The sequence below is a fragment of the Vibrio sp. 10N.222.48.A3 genome, assembly GCF_041475345.1.
In the GTDB taxonomy this organism is placed as follows: domain Bacteria; phylum Pseudomonadota; class Gammaproteobacteria; order Enterobacterales; family Vibrionaceae; genus Vibrio; species Vibrio tasmaniensis_A.
Window position 1 is genome coordinate 1 of record NZ_JBFRVX010000702.1, and the last position, 3296, is coordinate 3296.

The 3296-nt window shown below is 34.1% G+C and carries 4 protein-coding genes and 1 pseudogene; all 5 read right to left on the bottom strand.

The features are described from left to right. Nucleotides 1–581, bottom strand: a pseudogene (locus tag AB4653_RS18625) (glycosyltransferase family 61 protein); the annotation flags it as partial. A 68-nt stretch (nucleotides 582–649) separates the two neighbouring features. Continuing rightward, nucleotides 650–1606 carry a hypothetical protein gene (locus AB4653_RS18630; protein WP_009847943.1) on the bottom strand — a complete coding sequence of 319 codons (957 nt, stop codon included), beginning with the start codon at nucleotides 1604–1606 and terminating at the stop codon, nucleotides 650–652. After that, nucleotides 1593–2252 (bottom strand): acetyltransferase, encoded by a 660-nt coding sequence (locus AB4653_RS18635; protein ID WP_009847944.1) that lies wholly within the window; start codon nucleotides 2250–2252, stop codon nucleotides 1593–1595. The genes AB4653_RS18630 and AB4653_RS18635 overlap by 14 nt, the downstream gene beginning before the upstream one ends. Before the next feature lie 9 nt (nucleotides 2253–2261). Continuing rightward, the gene (locus AB4653_RS18640) at nucleotides 2262–2891 is read right to left on the bottom strand and encodes a class I SAM-dependent methyltransferase (RefSeq protein WP_009847945.1); all 630 of its coding nucleotides are present in this window, start codon (nucleotides 2889–2891) and stop codon (nucleotides 2262–2264) included. A 71-nt stretch (nucleotides 2892–2962) separates the two neighbouring features. Continuing rightward, on the bottom strand, nucleotides 2963–3296 hold a 334-nt coding region (locus AB4653_RS18645; protein WP_372104960.1), incomplete at its 5' end, for a hypothetical protein.

Sequence of the window (3296 nt, forward strand, 5' to 3'; positions counted from 1 at the left end):
ATATTAGCTAGCTTTGGTATAACTTCTGTAACCCAGTGATAATAATTAGTCGAATGTTCTTTTAATAAACTTACCACTAATCCATCTAGAGTTAACTTTTCACGAATAAACGAAATCTGAAAATCAAAACCTTCCAGTTCTTCATATTTCAAGAAAATATCTGGCCGCTTTAAATCATGAATATTTTCCATTAGGCTTAATTCATGATGGTACATATTTATTCCGGAAATTACAGCATCTGTAGAACCAATAACCTGAACTCCGCTTAAACGCACAACTTTAGTATCAGGTAATCTACCTTCAAGCGATGAACGTTTACATTCCTGATTATCTACATACAAGAGTGGACCTTGTACACTTGCATAGCGTTCAGATACATGTTGGATAATTTCACATCCCCCCCCCAATAACTCTAAATCCCCGACTAGTCTTACATCGAAACGATTTTCTTCGGGTTTATTTTCCTTAGATTTAAATAAACTTATTAGCCTAAAAAAAACATGGCGGTAGAATATAATACTGTCAATATATTGGTGACGAATAAACCTAGGGAACAAATAATATAGACTTCTCAATAACATTTAAAATCCATTTGTAATTTTACAAACTAATAAAACAAAAATTTCAATTCAATATCGAACGATAATTATCATTTCAACAAACGAGCATACCCAAAGCCTGATCGGCCAAAACCATTACCGTTATAAAACATAAGATAACTCTCTTTTACTTTTATTACATGGGGATATGCTATCATTTCAGAATCCCAGCCCGAAGCGCTAATATCAATTCCTGCAAGGTCGTCATTTCGATTCCAAACAATGCCATCCTTCGACTCGGCATATCCAATACGATAGCTAGCTTTTGGATCAGTTCTATAGTTTGTGAAATTACGGTATGAAAACCACATTCGATATCTTCCGTTTTCTTTGACTACAGAAGCTTTTACGATACCTGCCTCTTCCTCATTTTTATAGTCTATAGCGACTTTTCCTTCTCTGACCCAATTGATCCCATCTTCAGACTCAGCATATTTGATATGGTAACGTGGTTCCGATTTACCATTGACAACCTTCCAACCAGTACAGGATAAGTACCAATTTTTCCAAACACCATCATCAAATAAAACGCAAGTAGACGCCGAAAAATAAGGTTCTTTCCAATCTCTATCCCACAACGGCCCTTCGGAGAACCTAACAAATTTATCATCGGAAGAAGAAGCGATTGCTAAACCTACACTGTTGTGATAGGAAATATTATCCCTTACATTCCACCCGATATAATATAACCATCGTTCATCACCTCGATTAACAACCCATGATGGCATTACACCTCTATCATCAAATGTACCTAAGCTTCCAAGGTCAAGTAGAGGGCTTTCATTAATATGAATAATTTCTAAAGGGTTATCTGCATTAAGATCGACAAATGTTGGTAGACTTAAACCATCAATATTTCTAGTGGAAAAGTATACACGTATAATATTCTTATCTTCAATATAATCAGCAACTGGAGCTTGGGCATGAGTAACACTCCAAGGTATAGTGTTGTTGGGTTTATATATCAGCCCCACCTTTTCCCATTTATAATGATTAAAATACGTCATAGCTAAAACGAGTCCCTTTTTTCTTTGCGGGATGACCGATATACACTCCCCACTCTTCTGTTTCTTTTAAAGTTAGACACGAAGACATTGATAAGAGTGTGCCTTTGGCTAGATTGGAACCATCTCTTATAGTCGAATTAACACCTAGAAAGCAATTCTCGCCAATTACACAGTGCCCTGACATTACGACATGTGAAGTAAAAAAAACATGGTCTTTAACTATACCATGGTGCCCAATATGGTTCCCACTCCACAACACTACATTATTCCCAATTACAGAAAATGGTTGAATAGTATTATTTTCCAATATAAAACAATTCTCTCCAATTACATTGTTAAAAACTGTAGCTTTTGAACTGACATACGAAATGAAGTCATACCCTTTTTCTTTACCTTCTAAGTATACTTTTTCTCTTAGAGTATTCATTCTCTTTGCCATCATTGGCGCAAACAAATCATATTGTTCTGGAGGGTATTTTTTTTCCAACTCTTCAAAAGGTATAACAGGAAGATTATTATATCTTTTACATTTCATGTATTTTTCATGGACTGTAAAAGCAACTACTTTGTAAGGTGAATCCGTAGTCAAATAGTAATACGCAAGTTCGGCAAAGTCTTCAACCCCAAATACAACAATTGGCTTCATCACTAGTCCCTACTTATAGACGTAAACTGTATATTCATATAAACCATAGTCATTCCGTATGATATATTTCCTTGAGACATTTTTTGACAAGAACTCTGTGAGCAAGTCCAGAGAAAGGTGAAATAAATCATCCCTCTCCCAATCTACATTTTTTGACATTACATTGAACGCCATACCTATATTTACCTTTGCAAAAACACGAGTAAGTACAGCTTTGAAAAAGGATAACATTTCTTCGAATGAGAGGTCACATTTTTCAGTAAATACTCCATTTAGAATAGCGTAGTCAAACTGTGGTAATTCGGTATCGTTATTTAATATATCAACACAATAGTAGCTGTTGCCTGGAAATTTCTCCTTAGACAAGGTCACAAACTTCCTTGATATATCAAGGCCTGAATAATCTACATTATTAAGCTCTACATCTTTCAAGTATTCAAAAAAATGAGAAGCCCCACAGCCAAAGTCTAACAAGGAAATACGCGAGTTAAGATCTTCTTGTACAATTAAATCTTTCATAATTGCATATCGTAACCTCGCATCTTCTTTATTTGGCCAATCGACACCTAAATGAGTGTCACCATATAAATCTAAACATTTTTCGTAATGTTTCATTATCGTAAGATGTTGATTTTTCATAACTAGCCCTATGATTAAATCTTAGCAAAAACTGTTTTCAATCGCTAAGGTATTAAATTTGACTTAAAAGATCAGGAAAAAATAGCAAGGCAACGTTTATATATATTTATAAAAAGCCTTGATAGTTTATTTAAAAAAGTAGGTCTATCTAGACGTTCAAGTAATTGATTGTTTATAGCTTTCATTTCAATAACTTGGTCATTTATAGCTCTAATTTCATAATTTTTCACTTCTAATTTTTTTTGCATGACCTCAATGAAATCTTCCTTACCTTTTATTTTGCTTTTTAAAAGGTCTATTTCATCTTGCTGATAGCCGATTGACAACTGCAAACTCTGTATTACTTCAGAATTTTCATTAATCCTTTTCTCACTAGATTGATTATGTTCATAGAAATACTCAACT